Consider the following 20,860-nt stretch of genomic DNA (forward strand, 5'->3'; position numbering starts at 1 on the left):
CGGAAGGAAATTCCGATGACCCAGACGATCCAACCTGCCGCTCGCCCACCTCTGCCGCCCTTCACCCTCGACACTGCGCTCCAGAAGGTGCGGCTGGCTGAGGATGCGTGGAATACGCGTGACCCGGAGCGTGTTTCGCTCGCCTACACGGAAGACAGCCGCTGGCGCAACCGTGCCGAATTTCCGGTCGGCCGCGCCGACATCGTCGCTTTCCTCAAGCGCAAATGGGCCCGGGAGCTCGAATATCGCCTGATCAAGGAGCTCTGGGCCTTCGCCGGGAACCGCATCGCGGTACGCTTCGCCTACGAATGGCGGGATGATGCCGGAAACTGGTTCCGCAGCCACGGCAATGAAAACTGGGAGTTCGACGAGCACGGCCTGATGCGGCTTCGATTTGCCAGCATCAACGACCAGCCGATCCGCGAAGGCGAGCGGAAGTTCCATTGGCCGCAAGGACCACGCCCCGCGCATCACCCGGGTCTGTCGGACCTCGGGCTGTAACACGCGGGATCTCAGTCTCAGGAGGACGTCATGCCACATCATTTCGCGGAGATCGCCTTCACACCGAAAGTGAAGAAGGTGCAGGAAGAACTTGGCAGCCGGTCTTCCTATGCCGGCATGGAGGATGTGCCGGCCGCACTCAACCATCGGCTCACTGAAGCCGAGGCCAGTTTCATCGCCGCGCGGAATTCTTTCTACATGGCCACGGTCAGTGAGACGGGTTGGCCCTATATCCAGCATCGCGGCGGACCGACCGGTTTCATGCGCGTGCTCGACGAGAACACGATCGGCTTCGCGGACTTCCGGGGCAATCGGCAGTACATCAGCGTCGGAAACCTGATGACGAACGACCGCATATCGCTGTTCTTCATGGACTACCCGAACAGGATACGTCTCAAACTGCTGGGCCGCGCCCTGATCATCGGGCATGAGCGACAGGACATACTGTCACGCCTCGAGATGCCCGACTACAGGGCACGGATCGAGCGGGGCTTCGTCATCAGGGTCGAAGGCTTCGACTGGAATTGCCCGCAGCACATCACCGAGCGCTATTCGCTCGAAGAAATGAAGACGGTGACGGAACCGCTGACAAGGCGGATTGCCGAGCTTGAGGCCGAACTGGCGCAACGCATTACGCCACAGTCGGCGCGATGAGCTGCGTCATGTTGCCCGTGTCTCCTCGGCATTCTCAGTGGAAAGCGCAACCTGGCGCATGTGAGAGCGCGGCACCTCTTTTCGGCGATCGACGAACATCTCCGGACCAAGAGCAGGTTCCTGGCCGGCGCACTGCAGGCCACCACGGGCGTGCGTTCCACATGTACACAGCACATGCAACGCTGGGGTCGAAACCCCATCCCGTCATTCATACCCGACTGAAGACTATGGGGCCCCTCGCGGAGGTTCTTCCCGCTCATTCCGAGCGAGCCTCGCTTCGGATCAAAGGAACGATTGTGAGATGAACAAGAGTATGTCGCTCATTCCCCGGCCCCTTCTTGACGCATCAACCGGCGGTGCGAAGGCGGACGGCCTCTCAGGCGCAGGCAGTCTGCCGACGTCCGACGACGAGCATCTTCCGGTCGTTCCGGAGCAGCCTTTGATGCTCGCAGCAGCGCAGCAGGAAACCGAACTCGTCACCTCCTACTGGCTCGCGTCACCGGATGGTACAGCGTTGCCGACGCCTCTCGCCGGCCAGTACCTGCCCATCTCGGTGGAGGTACCCGGTCACGGTTTGCTGCGGCGAACCTATACAATATCGGCCTTTGAAGCCGGTCTCTACCGACTGAGCATCAAGCGCGAGTGTCTCCCGGACCGCCCACCAGGCCGGGTCAGCAACCACATCCACGACAATTGGACGGTTGGTGACCTCATCAGTGCCGGCGTACCGCAAGGCCACTTCGTCCTTGACGGAGCGAGCAGCCGGCCGATCGTCCTGCTTGCGGGTGGCATCGGCATCACGCCGCTGCTTGCCATGCTGCGAGAGCTGGCGGAACGCGAGGCGCGCCGCAACGTTGTCCTCGTACTGGCGATGCGCCATCAACACGATCATCCGTTCCAGAGCGAGGTGGCGGACCTCGCGTGTCGCATGCCGAACCTGACTGTCCATGTCCGTTACAGCGAACGGCTCCCGGGCGCCGTGAGCGATAGGGCACCTGACAGCCACGGACTGGTCGATGAGGCTCTCCTGCGCGACCTCGTCCCCTCGCCGAACGTCGACGTGTATCTTTGTGGTCCCGCCCCCTTCATGAACGCAATGGACCAGATCCTCACCGCACTCGGCGTGGCCGACGAGCGCGTCCGATACGAATCCTTCGGGCCTGCGACGCTGGAAAGCCGAAGCAAGCAGGCCCAAGTGACGAGATCCGGGGAGAATGCGGTCGTGCGCTTCGTCAAGGCGGGCATTGCCGCGCCGTTCGACCCGCGGGCACTGAACCTCCTCGAATTCGCCGAGGATCTCGGGCTCAATCCTCCCTTCAGTTGTCGTTCGGGGCGTTGTGGCGCGTGTACGACCAGAAAGCTCTCCGGCGCGGTCCGATATGACCACGTGCCGGCAGCCGCCATCGCGAAAGACGAGGTCCTGCTCTGCTGCGCTCTGCCGGACGGGCCCGTCAGCCTCGAACTTTGAAACAAGAACCTTCAACACTCGTAACCAGCTAACCGAAAGAATGAAGATCATGACGAACTTTAAGCGAACCCGGACCCTTTTCGTCGGCGGCGCCAGCGGCATGGGCAAAGCGACCGCTCGCATGTTGCTCAACGACGGCGGCGCGGTCGTCCTGCTTGGCCGCCAGCGCGCCAAGCTTGAAGCCGCGCGCAGAGAACTCGCGCAGATCGGGCGCGTCGACATCGAAGTGCTGGACATCACCGATACGGGGGCCGTGCGCGCCTTCACCGACCGGGTGCCGGACGATTTCTCCGATCTCACCGGTCTCGTGAACGGTGCCGGCGTCTTCCTGCCGAGACCTTTCCTCGAGCATTCGGAGGAGGACTATGACCGTTACCTCGACCTCAACCGTGGCACCTTCTTCCTCACGCAGGCCGTGGCCAGGGCTATGACCGTGCGCGGAAATGGAGGTGCAATCGTCAACATCGGGTCGATGTGGGCGCAGCAGGCCGTCCAGGCAACACCCTCCTCCGCCTACTCAATGGCGAAAGCCGGCTTGCACGCCATGACCCAGCATCTCGCGATGGAGCTGGCCGAGCATGGCATCCGCGTCAACGGTGTCTCACCGGCGGTGGTCGAGACACCTATCTACGAAGCCTTCATCCCGAGGGAACAGGTGCACGACGCGCTCCAGGGTTTCAACGGCTTCCATCCGATCGGGAGGATCGGAACTGCGGAAGATGTGGCAAATGTGATTGCCTTTCTACTCTCGCCCAAGGCGGGTTGGGTGACCGGGGCGGTTTGGGACGTGGATGGCGGCGTCATGGCAGGTCGCAACGCCCAGAGCTGAGAAACCTGCGTGCTCCAGGTCCGATGTGAGTACAGCGCTGCGAAATCACCCTGCGCGACGACCAGCCTTCACGTCCCATCACCTTTGCCCCAACCGGAGCACCTGTTGCTCAACCGTGAAGGCCGCGAGATTGCGCGGGTGATAATCATCATCCGCCATGGACCGGGATCTCGCGCCTCGTTCACTGAACATGGCGACGCAAGAGAATCCGGCGGGAAATCCGGCTACTTATCCGCAATCATCGAATGCCGCCCATGCAATCGCTGCGGCCTTTGACGCGGCTTGCGGGCCGGAACACTGCCTTTTCCTCCGTCGGTGCGAAAACGCACTGACGGACGAAGGCTGGCGGCATTGCCAGTAGCCGGTGCGGGAACCGGAGCAGATTTCAAAGTGCTTCGTGCCGGCCCCTCCGCATTGGACTGCGAGGATCAGCCTCCAACTGCCGACCGAACAGGCCGAAAATGTTCAGAGGAGGCTTGGGCAGGCCTTCCGGGCAACCTCAGAGCAGCAGCGTCAGGCTGTGCCCTCCCTCTCTGCGTGACTTACCGTCATTTCCGGCTCTTTCACGCAAACAATTGCGGCCCGGGCGAGGTTGCCGGGCCGCAAGGTGCGCGAGGAATCGTCGGCGGTGGATTTCTGAGGACCTGAGTTTCCTCGCGACAGGCTTGTTCTCTGGCGTCTCGGGGGAGGCGTAGAGGGGACTAGCCTCCCCCGAGCCAGTCACTGGGCGGCGGCAATACGGCCCAGTGCATCCTCCGTCGACCAAACGGCATTCGCCATGTATCGGAAGTTGGTGATGGCGGCGAGGTATCCGTCGCCTTCGGGAAGGATCGCAGCGGCAGTGGCATCCTTGACGACCGCCACCTCGAAGCCCTGCTCGAGAAGTTCGCGCATATGGGATTCGACGCAGAGGTTCGCTGACATGCCCGCCAGGATCACCTGGCTGACGCCGCGCTTGCGCAACTGAAGCACAAGGTCGTTCGTCTCGGGACCGTACACCTTGTGCGGCGATACGATCACAGTCTTGTTGTCTTCGATGTATTCCTTGTACTCCGGCATGAAGTCGGCACCCGAGTTGCGGAAGTCTGTCAGATCGAGGGGACCTTTTCGGTCGAACATGCCGATCGAATGCATGAGTTTCTCCAGCGCACCCTCGAATTTCCAGCCGTGGTCGGTGGGGTAATAGTAGTGCGGAGACACCGCCACCGTGAGGCCGCCGGACTTCGCGGCGGCGAACAACTTGCCGATGTTGCTGACGACGTTGTGCTCAGTGACGCTCGGCCCGACAACGCCCCATGTCACGCCCTTGGGGCTGAGGAAGTCGATCTGGGGGTCGATGACAACGAGCGCCGTCTCGGCCTTGCGCAACTGCATGGTCGATGCCGGGAGCGCGGGTTCCTTGGGGTCGGCGTACTTGTCATTCTTGCTGGCGGCGGCTTCCGCGGGGGTGCTCAAGGCGACCGACAGCGCTGCGGTGGCAGCGACACCCGCCGAGAGAATGGCTTTGCGTCTTGTCAGACCCGCGGGTTCGATCTCTGCGTGGTCACAATGGCGATGATCGTCGTGGCTGCACATTTCCGGTGTACTCCTGTAGTTTGGGACGCTACAGTCGTAACCGATCAAATGTTCTCTATCGTCTCATTTGCGTTTGAACCATGGAAATCGAAGAAATCCTCGAATCCATCGTCGTCGATACGAATCCCTTTTCTCTCTGCGAGCTCGAACCCCGCAGCAGGCTGGACATGCCGAGATCACAGTTGGTGAGCCTCCACTACGTTCTCGACGGAGCGGGTACGATGGAGATGCCGGGACAACGACCCCGAGCGCTGAGGAAAGGCGACCTCGTGCTCATTCCGGCAGCACAACACCATTGGCTGACCTCATCGCCCGGGACCTACCTCAGCCAAGCGGTATGCAAGCCTGCCAGCATTGGCCTGGACTCCGTCCGACAGGCTTCAGCAGATACCGACGGGTCCGCGAAGGTCGGCCTCGTGGTGCTGTGCGCCCATCTGACGGTGGGCTTTCGGGGAGCGGGCGCGGTCATCGACCTTTTGCAGGTTCCGATCGTCGAACCCCTGTCGGAAGACAGGCTTGCCATGCGCGGGCTAGACCTGATCCTGGCAGAATTGCAGGAGCCGCGCCTGGGAAGCAGGGTGATGATAAAGACCCTGCTCCTCGAGATAGTCCTGAACCTGTTACGTCTGCGGGTTGGGGCCAATGATCCGAGCACATCCTGGCTCGCGGCACTCGGCGACCAGAAGCTTTGGCCCGCTCTCAAGGCCATGCTGGAAAAACCCGGTGCGATGCACACGGTGGAAAGCCTCGCAGAGCTTGCGGGCATGAGCCGCTCTCGGTTCGCACACCGCTTTTCGGCGAGCTTCAGAACCGGTCCGATGGAAATGCTACGCGGTCTTCGCCTGCAGTCTGCTGCGAGACAATTGATCGAAACCGATGCGGGCATGGCGCGTATTGCCGAAAAGTGCGGCTTTCTAAGCCGGAGCTATTTCAGCATGCAGTTCGCTGCAGCCTTCGGCATGACACCAAGCGAGTTCAGGAGGAGCGCTCGGAGAAAGGAGAATTGAGCATGGCACGGAGACGTGGCTGGGGTGACCTGAACAGCCGCGACAAGCGGAATTTCCGCCTGACTTTGGCCCATATGCCGGAAACAGGAAAGACCACCGCGAAACGACCATGCCGCCTTCGTCCCGTCGTTCGCGGTCCGCTGGCGTAATCGCTCTCTGTCAAGGCGACTTGTCCCAACCACTCGCCATCTTTCGCCCGCTTGGCCACATAGGCCGCAAGCGACGCGGCCGCGCCAGCGGCGTGAACGTCACGGCTTCCTCCAGCGGCACGAAGCAGAGGTCACGTCCTTCTCAGGCGACGAAATGGCCTGTCTTGCCCGTTTGCGGCTCGGTCTCTTTCGGCATAGTCAAGAAAGTTGAGCAAGATTCTCCGCGCGACCGGAGTGTCCTTTAGTGCCTGCCTTACGGTGCGACCGACCGCCTCGTTCACCGCCACGCTTTCGGCGAGCACATCGATATAGCTGTGCATGACCGCTTCCGACATCTCCGGGTGAAACTGCACACCCCAGGCGCAGTCACCGACACGAATGGCTTGGTAGGGTTCAAGCGGGGAATGTGCGAGGACGATGGCACGTTCCGGCAGTTCGACGACAGACTGCCAATGCACGACCTGGGCCGGAAAAGTCGGCGTCAAATTGCCAAACAGAGGATCGTCGATAGCGGCGCTGGTCAGGCTGACCTCTACTGTGCCCAGCTCGGCACCGCAGACTCGATCTTCGACCGATCCCGCCATCGCTTGCGCCAATATCTGATGCCCGAAACAGATCCCCAAGAGCGGGATACGCCGGCTCACCGCTTGCCGAAGCCAGACCGCCAATGACCGCATCCAGCCTGTGTCATCGCTCAACATTGCGTGCGATCCACTGACGACAATTCCGGCCAAGACAGCGGGGTCCGGCATCGCGGCCTCATTTCGTGGATCCACAACGATAACGTCCACGTCCTTGGTCCCGAGGCCATCACGGATCCAGCGCTCGAAATCGCCGAAGCGGCGATTGATTTCGGGAAACGTTTCTCCGGTTTTGACGATCGCGATTGGGCAAGTCATTGAATGACCATTATCCATTTCCGCCTGCGACACCCTACGCTTCTCCACAACCGGCACCCTTCCGTGATGTTGAAACAGGCGAACCGGTTTGCCGTTCGCCTGTTTTCTCCTGTGTCTACGGCGTTTCAGCCGTCATTGTTGCGCTCAGGGCGCGATCACCACAGACTGCCATGGAAGTAGGCATTTGCTCCGAAGACGAGGGCAAGGCCGAGAGCGAGTGCGCCGAACGGAAGCCAGCCGGCCTTCGGAGCAGACAACAGACCGTCGGCGGTGTGCAAATCCTTCAGCATCTCGGCCGGGAACACGCCCTTGTCGACGATGTAGTGCCGATACCAGAACACCGGAAGAATGAGCGCCAGTGCGATGCTCCCGGTCACCAGCGTTCCCGCGCCCCAGACATTTGCCCCGGCTCCCAGCAGGAAGGCGTTGACGAAGCCGAGCGTGACGCCGATCGCCATGATCCAGTTCGGGCAGCGATACGGGCGCTTGATATGGGCATTGTCGATCCGGTGAATCCAGCCGGACTGCAGGTTGAGGAAGATGAAGACGAGATAGCAGATATTCGAGACCGCGAGCACGAACAACGAATCCGACAGGGTCAACAGCACGACATTGAACCCCAGGTCTGTCCACATCGCCCGGGTGGGAGCACCATGCTCGTTGACCTTGCTCAGGTAACGCGGCAGCCAGCCGTCGATACTGCCCTGATAGAGGGTGCGCGACGATCCGGCCATCGAGGTGCTGACGCCGAGGAGCAGTGCGAGAACCAGCATGACGATGATGATGTTGCCGATCACGCCGCTTCCGCCGGCCATGGTGGCCATGACTGCCGCCACACCGGAGCCATCGACGATTCCGGGCGCCGTCATCCCCTCCTGCCCGAGATAGCCCTGGAAGGCCATCGGAACAAACGTAAAGGCGACAAGGCAGAGCACGCCGGACCAGAAGATGGCCTTGAACGTGTCCGTCTCCGGATTGCGGAATTCACGCGTGTAGCAGACCGCGGTCTCGAAAGCGTAGGACGACCAGGCCGCCAGATAGATGCCACCGAGAAAGAGGGTCCACCCCGCCTTGTCCCATGCGCCGCTCAGCGGCACGAACGGCGTGAAATGCGACGACACCACGTCGCCGGTGATGAAGGGCACGACGCCGATCAGAAGAAGGGGCGTCAGAGCGACCAGCCCGATGACTGTCTGGACTTTTGCCGTTCCGAGGATACCGCGATGCTGGATCGCAAAGGTTCCGAGGAGAAGGATCGTGGCGACGACCGAAACGGCGTTGATGCGGACCTCGAGCCCTTCCTTGAGCATTCCCAGATCGAGAATGGTCAGCTTCGCCGTCATGATCGATGCGGTCGACGGGAACATGTTGGCGAGAATGTAGCTCGCTGCAACGCTGGATCCCACGGTCAGCACCGGCGTCCACGCGAGCCAGTTGGACCACAGGGACAGTGGAGCGATGATCTTCGAGTAGCGCACCCAGGCGGCGGCACCATAGACCGACGCACCGCCGGATTTTCCGGGAAACAGTCCGGCGATCTCTGCATAGACGAACGCCTGGAAGAAGCCAAAGATCACCGAAAGCGTCCAGCAGACCCATGATGGGCTGCCCACGAGCGCGGCGATGCCGCCGATCGAAAACAGCACCAGCGCCGGCACGCCGCTGGCGACCCAGAAGGCATCTTTCCACGTTATCGAGCGTTTCAGCTCATAGTTTTGAAGGGCCAAGCCTTCGGACACATCGTTGATGACACTCATCGTCATTCCCCTTTTTTGTTGGTTTTGACTAGTTATTCAATGTTCCCGTCGGCGCCCCCAATCCGCCGACGGGTTTCTGCGTTGCCCCTCCCAAGGCCATCAGGTCGGAGTGGCCAAAGCCTCCGGCGCCGTCCTCAGGCGCCCCATCAGGTCTCCGAAGAAGAAGATGCCGGAGGCTACGATCAAGAGCCCTCCTCCGAGGCGTTGATCCGGCACGGCATCCAGCAATGGCAGCCAGTTCACAGGCGGCGTGATACAGCCCGGCATGGGGTAGAGCGGCGGGCTTGTCATGAGATAGATGCCCGCCGCCGTCTGCGGCGCAGCTATGGCGATGTTGAAAGCCACACCGCGCAGGATATCCCTGCTCACGGCGTTGTTTTGGCCGGCGACGACGTTGCAAAGCAGGATTCCGCTGAGCGCCATGCCCCACTTCATGAGGCTGTAAAGACCCGCACTTTCCATCAGCGTCACATGCAGGTCGGGTGACAGCCACAGCAACGTCATGCCCGTAAAGGAGAACAGCACCAGGATGGTGGCCGGCGTGGAGCCGAAGACCCTTCCGGAGCCGGGCATGACACGACAGGGATTGATGCCCGCAAAAAGCATGAGAAGAGGGCCGAGATGGTGGATCATCAGGCTTTGAAGGCTATGGAGCCACACCGAGTGCCTGGCGATGGCATCGAGGCCCGGATACATGCCCGCGAAGAAGAGGAATCCGGCCGATGCAGTCAGAACCGGATGCTTCTGCCATGCTTGGCGATCCGCCATGATCGAGGCGACCAGAGCGACGATCAAAAGCAGCTCCCAAGGCACGTCAACTGCCAGCCCCATCGCATCTGTTCCCTCTTGATGTTCGCTATGATTAGGCACGCTTCCCCCCATATCCGTGCATGGGTGCCCCATGCACGGATCGCTTGACTTGGTTGGCCAGGAACCAAGGGAGCGCGCTTACTCGGCTGCGTGACAGCAAGCCGAACCGCTTCCGAGCACGCTCGCGTGATCGCGGACGGCCGGCAGATCCATGGCCGGGTTGGCTTCGAAAAAGTTGTTCGGCTGAAGTCGGAAGCCGACATACATCACCGGCATGACCGGAAAATCCTCCGGCTTGCATACATGCGTGTGGCCGAACGTATGCCAAACGACGAGATCGGTATTCTCGACCGGACGGTCCTGCTGCACCCAGATCGGCAGGCCATCGCCCTTGTTCTGGTTCGGATAGTCGCCGGAGCCGTAGCGTTCCTTTTCATCGTAGGGCGTTACCCACAGATGATGCCGGGCAAATCCCGCCCGCTTGCCGATATGGCTTTCCGGAGCGGCGAGGATGACCGGATTGTGCTCGGCAATCAGCTTGTAGCCCGGATTGTTGCCGACCGAGTTCCGGACGTTCGGATTGACGATCTTCCAGAAGCGTCCTGTCGCGCCGTTGGCGTCGCGGCAAGCCTCCAGTTCCGTCTTCAACGTGGTGGTCTCGATGTTGAAGACATTGCCCCATTTGTTGCCTTCACCGATCGGACGTGGCGTTGCATTGGTCTCGACCACCGAATTCTTCTCACCGTCGACCATCATGTGCAGGCGGGCGCTGAAGAAGTGTTGGTGCGACGGGCCGTAAATCTCCGGCGTCACCATGCCGCCGGCCGGCTTCTGGCCCGGCGTTACCGCGGCCGTCTGGATGATGCCCGTGAGCTTGGCCTCGAGTTGGATGGTGCCGTCCTGGTAGAGATACCAGTAGAAGCCGTAGTCGTAATTCGCGACGGTGCAGAAGAAGCTGATGACGAGACGGCGGGAACGGCGGATTTCGAAGACGCCGGTACGGAACTCGTAATGCTTCCAGAGTGTGCCGTAATCCTCCTCGTGCATGCAGACGGCGTTCTTCATCACGATCGGCTCGCCGAAGTCGTTGACCGATGGAATGTCAAAGTAGTGGATAGCGCCGAGGCAGTCGCAACCGAGTTCGAGCTGGTTGGCCAGACGACCGAGACCGTATTCCCCGCCATCGAAGGCGCATTTCCAATAGTGGTTGAGTGCTTCATCGGAATAGGGAACGCCCATGTCGGTGACGCTGGCGCGGTAGATGATGGGGCGCAGCTTGCCGTTGTCGCGATAACCGAGCTCATGCAGGACCAGGCCCTCGCGTGGCGTGAAGCCCACGCGGAACTCCCAGTTCTGCCAGTTCACCTTCCAACCGTCGACGGAGAAGCTGACACCTTCAGGCTGGACGATGTGGAGGGGCTTCAGGCCTTCGCGCGGCTCGCCGAGGGAGGGGGTGTCGTAGTTGCGGATATCCTGTGGGATCGGCGCGGCCGGGCCGTCGTCGAGGAGCTCGATCACCTTGCCTTCGTTGAGGTCGATGATGGCCACCAGCCCCTCGATCGGATGGGCGTACCCGTTGTCCGTCCTCTTGTTGCGATGGAAAGCGACGCCGCGCATCAGCCGCTTGCCACGGTATTTCTCCTCGTCACCGAAATAGCCGAAGGACCAGGGATCGATCTGGATGTTTTCGATGTCGGCTTCGGTGAGGCCTCTCTTCTTCACGGCTTCGCGCCAGGCCGCATCGTTCTGGACAATCTCGACGCAGGTGTCGAATTCCTCGATCATGATCGGCGCCTGGCCCCGTGTCTCGATGTCGAGCTTCTCCCAGCTCGTCACCTTTCCGGCGTGAAGATCGACGACCGCCTCGAAAGTGTCGCCTGTGGCGCGGTCGAGCGCCAGCGCAAAGGCCTTCCGGCTGAACGGCTTGCCGGGTTCGAAGGCAACGACCTCGGCCTTATCCGGTTCCTGCAATTGCAGATAGGGGAAACGCCAGGTGCCTCCCAATCCCTTCTCCTGCCGCAGGATGCCGGTCGCCTTTGCCAGTTCCGTCGTGCTCAAGGGATCGAGAGGGTGGATGGCAGCTTCCGATTGCCCGGATTTGGCGCAGCCGTGATCACTGCCGCTCTTGACGGCGTTTTCGATGTTCATGGTACTATTTCTCCTCTCCTGGCGCGCATACACGCGCAGGATTACTTTGTTCCCAGGTTCTTGCTTATGATGGGTGGCGATGATGAGCTTTCACAAAGCCACTTTTACGTCAAAATTTGCTCGGATCAGTCTTCGGTAATTTCAGAACCTGCGGCTTGGATCCGTTTAGTCTGAGAAACTGAAGCACTATGTCCGTTTGAGCTAATTTGACACTTGACAAATGATACACTTGCATTTCGTCAAAAAAATTGCAAAATACGACAAAACAGATGCAATACGTGCCAATTGCATTTCTTTTTGTCGTGCGCAAATTTTGTGCGAGTGCGTTCGAATTTGACTTGTTTTGGGCCGTCTGTGGTTGGCGATGACACACTCGAAACAGCTGTATTCCTTGAACAAGTCCTCCGCGAACCGATGTGCGCGACGGATACTGCGTCGCAGCAGATAGCCCCGGGAATACGTCGATGCCCCCACGCCTGACGAAATCCTACGAGGCCGGTCTGCAACCGCTGGCGAGCATCCGCTCCTCGGTCCTCGGCGTCGTGGTCGATGCATTGGAAGCGAGACAGTTTCCGACTGACGACGTGTTGATGCGGCACAATCTCTCGAAAGCTACCCTCGAGGACCCCTACGATCCGGTGTCGCTCAAAAGCTATGTTGCTTTCTTCGAGGATGCGGCACGCCTGAGCCGGCAGCCTCTGCTCGGGATGCGCCTTGGAGAGACCATCAAGCCGGAGGATTTGGGTCCTGTCGGCGTTCTCTACACCATGATGCAGTCGCTACGCGTCGCCATCGTCCGCTTCAGCCGGTTTTTTCCTGCGCTGCAAAGCAGCACCAGACTGGGACTTCGCATCGAAGGTGACGAAACATGGTTGGAATACCAGATCGAGGATCCGGCAATCTGGCCGCGGCGTCACGACTCGGAATTCACGCTTGCGCTGATTTGTGCGCTGACCCGTAGCCGCCTCGGGAAAGGTTGGGCGCCCGAGGAAGTGCATTTCGAACATGCTGGTCCGCGCGACCATACCGAGATGTCACAATTCTTCGGGGCGGTGGTTCGCTTCGAGCAGCCGATCAACCGAATGTTGATCCGTTCGGAAGATCTCGATCTCTCGTTCGCCTCGGCGAATGCAGCCGCAATCGCCATCATCGAACAGCATCTCACCGACCTTATTGGCGACTCGGTTCTACAAACCTTTGACGATGCCGTTTCCAATGCCATCATGCGGTGCATGAAACAGGGAAAAGTCACACTGGAGGCCGTCGCCTCGCGGCTCGGAATGGGACCTCGCACGCTCCAGCGCCGTCTTCATGATCGAGGGAAGACATTTCGCGACGTCGTGCAGGAGCAACGCCATCGGACCGCTGAAGCTCTGCTCAGAAACGAAAAGATGTCGTTGGGAGCGGTCGCCGGGGGCCTTGGCTATGCGGATGCGGCATCGATGTCTCGTGCGTTTCGAGCCTGGACCGGGCAGTCTCCTCGCGCTTTCTCCAGAAGCCGTTGACCAATAGTCAGTCGATTTCATCGATCATTATCAATGCTGGTTTTATTTGCGAAACGTCGGGACAGCCCTGTGGCAAACGCCCCCAGTCACCTGGAGACTGTACATCGGACCTCAGCGTGCCCTTCGAGATAGAAGACGCAGCCGCCCGCGAGCTCGACCCTCTCGCCGAGAAGACGGCACCCGCTCTCACCACCTCGACCGGCCGCGCTGCGAGCGCTTCCGTCAGTCCCTGAGGCGGCTCGACAGGCTCGGTCGGACGGGCCGGAAAATTCATCACATAGCCGTCGGGCCGACGATCGACGGTCAACGCCCCGCTGATTGAATGAAAGACGACACGCCGCCGATGCGGCGACAAACCCTCCATCGCGACAGCGGCGCTGGCGAGGGCGGCGGGTCGTTTCCCCGCTGAAAGCCACAGAGTCACAAACAACCGTCAATCAAAAATCCACGTTAAGCTGAGTTCCCAGCCGTGCGTCACCTGCGACGCCATTGACGGTACTCATCTTATCTGTAAACTATTTCATAGTATGACTTTCAAATAAGCATGCCAGCTTGCCGGAAGGCGTTTCGAGCGGCCATGAGGAGGAGAATTTCCCATCGACCCTGAGCTTGGCGCTCGCCGTTGGCGGCAGTAACTGCCTTTTCTCTCTGGCTGCCATCCATGCCATGGGCGGCTCCGCCCGCACGCGCCCCTTTGTATGCAAGCCTTAGCTACCTATTCAAATACGGGAGTATCCAAAATGTATGTCGGAACGCAGCTTCCAGCGCGCCATGACGATGACTACCGCGTCATGAAGCAACTCGGCGTCAACAATGTCTCTGCCAATCCGGATGGTTCCTGGCGCGACTGGGATCGCCCGACATTGGAGCGCTTTCGCGAGAAGATCGAGGGTTTCGGGCTGACGCTGGACATGCTGCAATTGCCTTTGCATTCCGCCCCGGTTGATGGCGCTCCGTGCAAGGATATCCTGCTGGCCGGACCCAATCGGGACGAGCAGATCGACGGCCTATGCCGGCTGATCGAGAACTGCGCCGCCGCCGGCATTCCGTCGGTGCGCTACAACTTCAACTATATCGGCATTCCCCGCACGCCGATGGAGCCGGGCCGGGGGGGCTACATGGCCGAAGCCTTCCGCTGGGATCTGGTCGACCAGAACGAGCCAGGCCCGGCCGGCGTCATCGCGGAGGAGACGATCTGGGAAAGGGCCGATTATTTCCTCGCCCGTGTCGTGCCCGCGGCGGAGGCGGTCAATGTCCGGCTTGCCTGCCATCCGCACGATCCGGCGACGCCGCCGGGCTACAAGGGGGTGACCCGAATTCTCGGCAGCGTGGAGGGCATGAAGCGCTTTGTGCAAATGCATGAGAGCCCCGTCCATGGCCTCAATTTCTGCATCGGCACGCTTGGCGAAATGCTGGAAGACGTGAGCGAGGCCGCCGAGGTCACGAGGTGGTTCGGCGAGCGCGGCAAGATCATGAACATCCATTTCCGCAACATTGTCGGCAAGCGCTATTCGTTCCGGGAGAGCTTCCTGGACGATGGCGACATCGACATGCCTTCGATCATCGATGTGCTGCGCGACGTTGGCTACAAATACATGGTCATGCCCGACCATGCGCCGACCCTGGCCGGAGACAATCAGCAGCAGGTGGCGTTCGCCCACTGCTATGGCTACATCGCCGCGCTCCTGCAGACGCGCGGCTGAAGTCCTCGTCACTTTCGGGTCGCCGGTCCTCGGGCCAGCCGGCGTCCGGCGTCCAACCGAGAATCACGGATAGACTCATGTCCTCTCCTCATCATCTGAGTGTTTCCTCGCGGCCGGGAAATGTGAGCGCGTCCCTGCAGGCCATTCTTGACGACCATGAAGGCCCCTTGCACATGAGGTTCGAACCGGGCGTTCATCGCTGCGGCGGATTGCGTTTGCGCTCGGATCTGACAATCGAAATTCCCAAGGGGGCGGAGCTTCACTTCATCCCGGACTACGCGGCCTATGAGGCCACATCCGTGTCCATTGTCGCCGAAGAGAGCGACCGGGGCATGTTGGTCGCCGCCGACGCGAGCAACATTTCGATCATTGGTGGTGGTCGCATCTTTGGTGATGGCGCCACTGCCTTTACCCATGGCGAGGATGGTGACATGGGCACGCTCGTCGCCCACAAACTCAGGCCTCGCGTGCTGGTTCTCGAGAACTGCCGGAATGTTCGGGTCGAGGGTATTCGCATCGACGATTCTCCCATGTGGACCATGCATTTCGCCGGCTGCGAAAATCTGGAGATCGTTGGCGTTTCCGTCGACAACAATCGTCGCATGCCCAATACGGACGGGATCGTGATCGACGGATGCCGTAATGTCCGCATCCGCGGATCGAGCTTTCGCACAGCTGATGACGGCATCGTCCTGAAGACGACGCGGCGCGAAGATGGGCGATTGACGGGGGATTGCGAAAAGATCCAAGTCAGCGATTGCGTCGTGGAAAGCCGCTCCTGCGCGCTCAAGATCGGCACGGAGAGCTTCTCGCCGTTCCGCGATATTTCGTTCGAACGGATAAGGATCGAGGGTTCCAACCGCGGGCTCGGCATTTTCTCGCGGGATGGCGGTCTGGTCGACGGCGTGCGGTTTTCCGGCATCACCCTGGCCTGCCACGAAACGCCGGCGGGGTTCTGGGGCTCGGGCGAGGCCGTGACGATCAACACGATCGATCGTCGACCGGAGGAAGGTCCGGCTGGCCGGGTGAGCAACATCGTCATCGAGAATGTCACGGGCTCCATGGAGGGCGCTATCAACCTCGTTGCGGAGCGTCCCGGCGATATCGCCAATGTCGCGATCCGGGGCGTGCACCTCAAGCAGCGTCCCGGACCGCTGGGAACGGCGCTCACCTATGACATTCGCCCGACGATCGATGACCGTTTTGATCGCTTTCCGCAGGACAAGGGGGCCGGTCGCGTCAATGCGTGGCGTTTCGGTCCGGACGGCAAGATTATCGGGCTGGTCCCTTATCCGGGCGGCATGCCTGGCGTCTTCGCCAGGGGAGTTTCCGGATTGTCGCTGGACGACATCGAAATAGATCGGCCGGCGCAGTTGCCAGAAAGCTGGAACGCCTCGGTGATCGTTGAATTGGATAGGATGGTGGGCGCCTGATTGGCGTGGATTTTCCGTGACAGGCCCTCCCAGGCCCTGTGCCCGACACCGCGATCAGACGCGGTGTCGGGCACAGTCTTTTATAGCCTCGCGATTTCAATCCTCTTTGAAGATAGGGTACTCGGTAAACGGGCCGCCCTGGTATAACGCGGAGCTAGACTGCGGATCCGGGAGCGGTACCGTCTCCTCGATCCTGGCACGATGGAGCCCTGCATTGTCTCTGGGCTGCCAACCGAGGAAGTTCGCCCGGCTATTGTCCCACCAGCGGGCGTCGTTATTGGATACGCCCCATATGACGGGGCAGCCGAGCCTAGGCGCCTTGAACACGCATTCGGCCAGCGAGGCGAAGTCGCCGTAGGACAACCACGACGCCAGCATGCGGTGATCGCGCGGATGCTCGAAGCAGGAGCCGATGCGGACCACGGCCGTCTCCTGTCCGAACTTGTCGAAATACATCCGGGCAAGCGCTTCGCTGAAGCACTTCGACACCCCGTAAAGCCCATCCGGACGCAGAGGGACGTTGGCATCGAAATACTCGTCCTGCCGGTAGAATCCGACCGTATGCAACGAGCTTGCAAGCAAAATCCGCGGCATGCCATTGGCCCTTGCCGCCTCGTACAGGTTGTAGCAACCCGCGATGTTGGCATTCATGATCTTTGCGAAGGATGCCTCGCCGGACATGCCTCCGAGATGAACGATGGCGTCGCAGCCCTTGACCAGATCATGAACGCCTTTGTCGTCCCCCAGATCACAGGAAACAAGCTCCTCGTTCGGGGCGGCTTCACCCAGGTCACAAATGTCCGAAAGACGCACTATCGTCGCAAGAGGCGCAAGCCGCTGGCGCATGATCCGGCCGATGCCGCCGGCCGCGCCAGTGATAAGAAGTCGATGCACGGAAATCTCCAAATGGTCGGTGCGTGGGAAGCTGACACGGATAGATCATATATAAAGGCCGATTTTGCAACAACCTATCATATGACATGACCCGTGGTTCTCTTGATGTCGGTTGATATTTATGACAACGTGAGCGCGAACTCTTCGGTAACGGACGTCTGATCAAGGTCACTGCATGCTGAGACGCCGCCATTCGGTGGCATGGTGGCAGCGAACTGGATTCGGGCGACAGTCAACGGCATCTAGCACGGGAACTCAAGGTGATAGCAGACGCACGGCAGGCTTCCAGGACGCGAAAAGGTACAGGAACGCTTGTATCTCAACTTGTCGACAAGCTTCGGAAGTCGATCCTGGCCGGGGATTTCCAGCCCGGCGACAGGCTGCCCAGCGAAGCGCAGATGACGATCGATCATGACGTGAGCCGTACCGTGATCCGCGAGGCTATCGCGGTGCTGCGGTCCGAGGGGCTGGTCGAACCGCGCCAGGGGGCGGGGGTCTTTGTGCTTGATCCTCCCGCGCCCGTAAATCTGCCGTTTCAGGACGTCGACAGCACCCGGATTTCCTCCGTCATCGAACTGCTCGAACTGCGCACGGCCGTGGAAATAGAGGCCGCAGCGCTTGCCGCCTTGCGCCGTTCGCCGCAGCAGGAAGAAGCGATCCTCGCGCGTCAGCGTGACCTTCTTGTCCTGATCGAGGCAGGGAAAGCCACCGCCGACGCGGATTTCGCCCTTCATCTGGCAATCGCCGAGGCCACGAACAATCCGCGCTTTCCGGAGTTTCTGCAGATGATCGGCAAGGGTGGCATCCCGCGTGCGGCCCTGCAGGACGGTCAGGATACTTCCCTTCAGCACGAATATATCTCGCAGATCCACCGAGAGCATGCCCAGATCGTCGAAGCCATCTCGAACGGCGACGAGGCCGGCGCCCGCGCGGCCATGAAGCTGCATCTGCGCGGTAGCCTGTCGCGGTATCGAGCCATTCATCAGAGGACTTTGTCGAAGTTATAATATGACATGTTGACAGCCGCGCCGCGCTGGTGGTAGCGTTCCCTCAATGGACTTGATATTGAAGGAATTGTTGTATGCGGCCGCAGGAAATCAAAACCATCCTTGGTTCCGGACTGCTGTCATTTCCGGTCACGCATTTCGATGCGAACGGTGAATTCGCGGCGGACAGCTACCAGTCGCACGTGAACTGGCTTTCGGGTTTCGATGCCCCTGTTCTGTTTGCCGCCGGCGGCACGGGTGAGTTCTTTTCGCTCACGCCCTCCGAGATTCCGCGGATCGTCCGGGCCGCCAAGGAGGCTGCCGGCGATACGGCAATCGTGTCGGGTTGCGGTTATGGCACTGAGATGGCGGTGGCGATCGCGCAGTCCGCTCAGAAGGCTGGGGCCGATGGGATTCTGCTGCTTCCGCATTATCTCATCGATGCTCCGCAGGACGGCATGCGCGAACATGTCCGGCGTGTCTGCCAGTCCGTCGACATCGGCGTCATGGTCTATAATCGCGACAACGCGGTGTTGCAGGCCGACACGCTGGCTCGTCTCTGCGATGAGTGCCCGAACCTGATTGGTTTCAAGGATGGAACCGGCGACATCGGCCTCGTTCGCCAGGTTACAGCCATGATGGGCGATCGCCTGACCTATCTGGGCGGAATGCCGACGGCGGAGCTTTTCGCGGAGGCCTATCTGGGTGCCGGCTTCACCACGTATTCCTCCGCTGTGTTCAATTTCGTGCCGGGACTGGCGGTGGATTTCTATCGCTCTCTGCGGTCGGGAGACCGCGCCGACTGCGAACGCGCCCTGAACGAGTTCTTCTACCCCTTCATGGCCATTCGTAACCGGCGCAAGGGGTATGCGGTGTCGGCCGTCAAGGCCGGCGTCCGGCTTCAGGGCTTCGCGGCAGGCAAGGTGCGCAGTCCTTTGTGTGACCTGACGGACGAGGAGGAGGGCATGCTTGAAGCCCTCATAGTGCGTAACCAGAGCCGGCGGGCTGCCTGACAACAGGCCGGTCTCGCAGCGAACGGTGCGCCGCGGCGGAGCTGCGGCGGACATCCGGGTGATCGTCATGGGCCTGGTGGTCAGGCGGTCATTCATATGATGACTTGAATTGCCTGTTTCGGATACTTGCCATTCCCGGGAGGAAGGCAGGTTTGAATATCCGAGAGGGCTCTTGTATCTCAACACAAGGGAGGAATGAAATGCGTAGACATTCGAAAGTGGCGTTGATGGCAGGGGCGGCGCTCATGGCGATGAGCACTCAGGCCCTGTCGGCCGAGACGATCAAGGTGTGGTCGCGTCAGACCGATGAATCCGTCAGCGTTCTGAAGGCGCTGACGGCGGCGTTTACCGCCGAAACCGGCATTGAGGTCGAGACCTATAATACCGGTACGGATTTCGAGCAGCGCCTGGCTCGCGCGGCGGCGGGGCGTGATCTCCCCGATGTTGTCGTCAACGACGATTCGGCGATGGGGCAAATGCTCCGCATGGGGATCATCGAGGACATCGATCCGTCCACGATCAAGGGCAATGAAGACGTCTCGCCCGCCGCCTGGAACAGTGCCAAGGCGAGCGACGGCAAGTTCTACTCCGTTCCGGTCTCCGCGCAGGCGTTCGCCTTCTTCGTGCGCAAGGACTGGCGTGAAAAGCTCGGCCTGCCGCAGCCCAAGACCTGGGATGATCTTCACAAGCTGGCGGTAGCCTTCACCAAAGACGATCCCGATGGCAACGGCAAGGCCGACACTTTCGGCATGACCATCCCGGCATCAACCGTTCGCGGCTATACCAGCTGGTTCATGAGCAATTTCATCTGGGCCGCCGGGGGCGATTTCGTCCAGCAGAGCGCGACCGGCTTCAAGCCCGACCTCAACACCAAGGCGGGGGCCGAGGCGCTGGGGTTCGTGCGGTCGCTGTTTTGCGAAGGCCTGACCCAGCCGGGCGCCATCAACGCCACGACGGGTGACGCTCTGCCGACCTTCCGCTCCGGCCAGACCGGTATCTTCCTGTCGGGTCCCTATCACATCGCGCAGATTGACGAGCAGCCGGGCAAGGACAAGATCGAGGTCCTGCCGCCGCCGGCAGGTCCGGGTGGGCCCGCTGCTCTCGCGGAGGGTACCAGCGCCTATATCATGAAGGGTACCGAGCATCGCGAAGCCGCGACAAAGTTCATCGAATTCTTCATCTCGCCCAAGGGGCAGGAAATCGGCATGGCGCAGGGTTCCGGCCACACGCCGCTTGTGCGTCTTCCGGTGAACAAGAACATCGATGTGAACGCCGTTCGTCAGGATCCGCGTTGGCAGACCTTCAAGGAGGTGTTCGACAACCACTCGCACTACGTTCCGCCGGTGCCGAACTGGACTCCGATCCGCATGTTGACGGCGGAAGGCTTCAACAAGATCCTGTCGAACTGCGATGCCGACATCGCCGCCGAACTGAAGGCGGTCGATGACAGCATGGCGGATGAGCTTCGCAAGCAAAAGGCGCTTGCCACGGCCACGCAATAATCTTGTCGTCATTCCGCGCCGACGAGA

At 60.6% G+C, this 20,860-nt stretch carries 17 protein-coding genes; 11 read left to right on the plus strand and 6 right to left on the minus strand.

The window, feature by feature from the left end:
• Window positions 1-15: 15 nt before the first annotated feature.
• From DFR48_RS12610 to DFR48_RS12625, 4 genes are all read left to right on the plus strand, one after another.
• Window positions 16-501 (plus strand): nuclear transport factor 2 family protein, encoded by a 486-nt coding sequence (locus DFR48_RS12610; RefSeq protein WP_114363495.1) that lies wholly within the window; start codon window positions 16-18, stop codon window positions 499-501.
• A gap of 30 nt (window positions 502-531) precedes the next feature.
• A complete protein-coding gene (locus tag DFR48_RS12615) occupies window positions 532-1,155 on the plus strand; it encodes a pyridoxamine 5'-phosphate oxidase family protein (protein WP_114363496.1) in 624 nt (207 codons plus the stop codon).
• Between the two features lie 301 nt (window positions 1,156-1,456).
• Window positions 1,457-2,623, plus strand: a complete 1,167-nt coding sequence (locus DFR48_RS12620) for a 2Fe-2S iron-sulfur cluster-binding protein (RefSeq protein WP_114363497.1) — start codon at window positions 1,457-1,459, stop codon at window positions 2,621-2,623.
• Between the two features lie 49 nt (window positions 2,624-2,672).
• Window positions 2,673-3,452, plus strand: coding sequence for an SDR family NAD(P)-dependent oxidoreductase (locus DFR48_RS12625; protein WP_114363572.1), 780 nt, complete (start codon window positions 2,673-2,675; stop codon window positions 3,450-3,452).
• A gap of 720 nt (window positions 3,453-4,172) precedes the next feature.
• Here the strand turns inward: DFR48_RS12625 and DFR48_RS12630 are convergent.
• Window positions 4,173-5,027 (minus strand): cysteine hydrolase family protein, encoded by an 855-nt coding sequence (locus tag DFR48_RS12630; RefSeq protein ID WP_114363498.1) that lies wholly within the window; start codon window positions 5,025-5,027, stop codon window positions 4,173-4,175.
• An 80-nt stretch (window positions 5,028-5,107) separates the two neighbouring features.
• Between DFR48_RS12630 and DFR48_RS12635 the strand changes: the two genes are divergently transcribed.
• Entirely contained in the window at window positions 5,108-6,034 is a 927-nt protein-coding gene (locus DFR48_RS12635) for an AraC family transcriptional regulator (RefSeq protein WP_114363499.1), read from the plus strand.
• 280 nt (window positions 6,035-6,314) lie between these two features.
• Here the strand turns inward: DFR48_RS12635 and DFR48_RS12640 are convergent, their stop codons facing one another.
• From DFR48_RS12640 to DFR48_RS12655, 4 genes are all read right to left on the minus strand, one after another.
• Complete coding sequence (locus tag DFR48_RS12640; RefSeq protein WP_114363500.1) at window positions 6,315-7,115, minus strand: glutamine amidotransferase; 801 nt, start codon at window positions 7,113-7,115, stop codon at window positions 6,315-6,317.
• 122 nt (window positions 7,116-7,237) lie between these two features.
• Window positions 7,238-8,839, minus strand: a complete 1,602-nt coding sequence (locus DFR48_RS12645) for a trimethylamine N-oxide permease (RefSeq protein WP_425359251.1) — start codon at window positions 8,837-8,839, stop codon at window positions 7,238-7,240.
• Between the two features lie 99 nt (window positions 8,840-8,938).
• Window positions 8,939-9,721 (minus strand): cytochrome c oxidase assembly protein, encoded by a 783-nt coding sequence (locus DFR48_RS12650; protein ID WP_170141864.1) that lies wholly within the window; start codon window positions 9,719-9,721, stop codon window positions 8,939-8,941.
• Between the two features lie 66 nt (window positions 9,722-9,787).
• Entirely contained in the window at window positions 9,788-11,797 is a 2,010-nt protein-coding gene (locus DFR48_RS12655; protein ID WP_114363503.1) for a primary-amine oxidase, read from the minus strand.
• Window positions 11,798-12,261: 464 nt separating this feature from the next.
• Between DFR48_RS12655 and qhpR the strand changes: the two genes are divergently transcribed.
• The 3 genes from qhpR to pglB all read left to right on the plus strand — a co-directional run bounded on the left by qhpR (window position 12,262) and on the right by pglB (window position 16,438).
• Complete coding sequence (gene qhpR, locus DFR48_RS12660; protein WP_114363504.1) at window positions 12,262-13,302, plus strand: AraC-like transcriptional regulator QhpR; 1,041 nt, start codon at window positions 12,262-12,264, stop codon at window positions 13,300-13,302.
• A 740-nt stretch (window positions 13,303-14,042) separates the two neighbouring features.
• A complete protein-coding gene (locus DFR48_RS12665) occupies window positions 14,043-15,005 on the plus strand; it encodes a mannonate dehydratase (protein WP_114363505.1) in 963 nt (320 codons plus the stop codon).
• A 77-nt stretch (window positions 15,006-15,082) separates the two neighbouring features.
• A complete protein-coding gene (pglB, locus tag DFR48_RS12670) occupies window positions 15,083-16,438 on the plus strand; it encodes a polygalacturonase PglB (protein WP_114363506.1) in 1,356 nt (451 codons plus the stop codon).
• Between the two features lie 96 nt (window positions 16,439-16,534).
• Here pglB and DFR48_RS12675 read toward each other — a convergent pair whose 3' ends face one another.
• Complete coding sequence (locus tag DFR48_RS12675; protein WP_114363507.1) at window positions 16,535-17,332, minus strand: NAD-dependent epimerase/dehydratase family protein; 798 nt, start codon at window positions 17,330-17,332, stop codon at window positions 16,535-16,537.
• 260 nt (window positions 17,333-17,592) lie between these two features.
• Between DFR48_RS12675 and DFR48_RS12680 the strand changes: the two genes are divergently transcribed.
• The 3 genes from DFR48_RS12680 (at window position 17,593) to DFR48_RS12690 (ending at window position 20,833) form a co-directional block, all read left to right on the plus strand.
• Window positions 17,593-18,339 carry a FadR/GntR family transcriptional regulator gene (locus DFR48_RS12680; protein ID WP_308218665.1) on the plus strand — a complete coding sequence of 249 codons (747 nt, stop codon included), beginning with the start codon at window positions 17,593-17,595 and terminating at the stop codon, window positions 18,337-18,339.
• A 74-nt stretch (window positions 18,340-18,413) separates the two neighbouring features.
• A complete protein-coding gene (kdgD, locus tag DFR48_RS12685; protein ID WP_114363508.1) occupies window positions 18,414-19,331 on the plus strand; it encodes a 5-dehydro-4-deoxyglucarate dehydratase in 918 nt (305 codons plus the stop codon).
• A gap of 200 nt (window positions 19,332-19,531) precedes the next feature.
• Window positions 19,532-20,833 carry an ABC transporter substrate-binding protein gene (locus DFR48_RS12690; RefSeq protein ID WP_114363509.1) on the plus strand — a complete coding sequence of 434 codons (1,302 nt, stop codon included), beginning with the start codon at window positions 19,532-19,534 and terminating at the stop codon, window positions 20,831-20,833.
• Window positions 20,834-20,860 lie beyond the last annotated feature (27 nt).

It is taken from the genome of Ciceribacter lividus (assembly GCF_003337715.1).
Lineage (GTDB): Bacteria > Pseudomonadota > Alphaproteobacteria > Rhizobiales > Rhizobiaceae > Allorhizobium > Allorhizobium lividum.

What these genes read in the sequence shown, in the direction of transcription:
- DFR48_RS12620 (WP_114363497.1), top strand. Translation starts at nt 1,457, where the DNA reads ATGAACAAGAGTATGTCGCTCATTCCCCGGCCCCTTCTTGACGCATCA.
- DFR48_RS12635 (WP_114363499.1), top strand. Translation starts at nt 5,108, where the DNA reads ATGGAAATCGAAGAAATCCTCGAATCCATCGTCGTCGATACGAATCCC.
- pglB (WP_114363506.1), top strand. Translation starts at nt 15,083, where the DNA reads ATGTCCTCTCCTCATCATCTGAGTGTTTCCTCGCGGCCGGGAAATGTG.
- qhpR (WP_114363504.1), top strand. Translation starts at nt 12,262, where the DNA reads ATGCCCCCACGCCTGACGAAATCCTACGAGGCCGGTCTGCAACCGCTG.
- DFR48_RS12615 (WP_114363496.1), top strand. Translation starts at nt 532, where the DNA reads ATGCCACATCATTTCGCGGAGATCGCCTTCACACCGAAAGTGAAGAAG.
- DFR48_RS12690 (WP_114363509.1), top strand. Translation starts at nt 19,532, where the DNA reads ATGCGTAGACATTCGAAAGTGGCGTTGATGGCAGGGGCGGCGCTCATG.
- DFR48_RS12650 (WP_170141864.1), bottom strand. Translation starts at nt 9,721, where the DNA reads ATGGGGGGAAGCGTGCCTAATCATAGCGAACATCAAGAGGGAACAGAT.
- DFR48_RS12625 (WP_114363572.1), top strand. Translation starts at nt 2,673, where the DNA reads ATGACGAACTTTAAGCGAACCCGGACCCTTTTCGTCGGCGGCGCCAGC.
- DFR48_RS12645 (WP_425359251.1), bottom strand. Translation starts at nt 8,839, where the DNA reads ATGAGTGTCATCAACGATGTGTCCGAAGGCTTGGCCCTTCAAAACTAT.
- kdgD (WP_114363508.1), top strand. Translation starts at nt 18,414, where the DNA reads ATGCGGCCGCAGGAAATCAAAACCATCCTTGGTTCCGGACTGCTGTCA.
- DFR48_RS12610 (WP_114363495.1), top strand. Translation starts at nt 16, where the DNA reads ATGACCCAGACGATCCAACCTGCCGCTCGCCCACCTCTGCCGCCCTTC.
- DFR48_RS12665 (WP_114363505.1), top strand. Translation starts at nt 14,043, where the DNA reads ATGTATGTCGGAACGCAGCTTCCAGCGCGCCATGACGATGACTACCGC.
- DFR48_RS12630 (WP_114363498.1), bottom strand. Translation starts at nt 5,027, where the DNA reads ATGTGCAGCCACGACGATCATCGCCATTGTGACCACGCAGAGATCGAA.
- DFR48_RS12655 (WP_114363503.1), bottom strand. Translation starts at nt 11,797, where the DNA reads ATGAACATCGAAAACGCCGTCAAGAGCGGCAGTGATCACGGCTGCGCC.